Origin of the sequence: Bartonella sp. AA1HLJMS (assembly GCF_042197445.1) — a bacterium.
Classification (GTDB): domain Bacteria; phylum Pseudomonadota; class Alphaproteobacteria; order Rhizobiales; family Rhizobiaceae; genus Bartonella.
This window is the reverse complement of record NZ_JBHIRW010000290.1, coordinates 1-638: the sequence shown is the minus strand read 5'-3', so window position 1 is coordinate 638 and position 638 is coordinate 1. Positions and strand designations below refer to the sequence as shown.

The window sequence follows — 638 nt, the reverse complement described above, 5'->3', positions numbered from 1 at the left end:
AAAAAAGGAGATCTTGAAACAGCCCGTGCTCTTTTGTCTGAAACCCTCTCTAAAGACAATACGCGTGATGAGGATGTCTCTCGTTTTATTGTCAATGATGTGACCGTTGAAAAGCTTGGGGAACTTTTAAAAGAAAACCCCCGTGGTCTCTTGATGGTGCGTGATGAATTATCCGGTTTCTTAACAGATATGGAACGGAAGGAATATCAAACAGACCGTTCCTTTTATTTAACAGCTTTTAATGGCGATGATCAATTTACTTATGACCGGATTGGGCGTGGAACCATTTTTATTCCCAATGCAACCGTCTCTATTATAGGGGGCATTCAACCCTCTCGCATTCTGCCCTTTATACGCAATGTTTTATATGGCAAAGGCAATGATGGTTTCTTACAACGCTTTCAAATGCTTGTATGACCCGATGAGACAAAAGATTGGAAATGGGTTGATAGACCGCCCAATCAAGAGGCATGGGAAACTTATGAAGGGGCATTTCGTTCTCTTTATGATAACCCCCTTGGTTCACCAGAATATCCGCTTGTGATGCGTTTTTCTGCTGAAGCTCAAGAGATCTTTCGTGAATGGATGCAAAAGATTTTTAAAGAAGCCAAAGAGAATAACCTTTCTGAAAGCTTACA

Annotated in this window: 1 pseudogene; it reads left to right on the top strand. The window is 41.1% G+C overall.

Annotated features, from left to right (window positions below):
• Positions 1–638 (top strand): annotated as a pseudogene (locus ACFIQE_RS11275) (DUF3987 domain-containing protein); the annotation flags it as partial.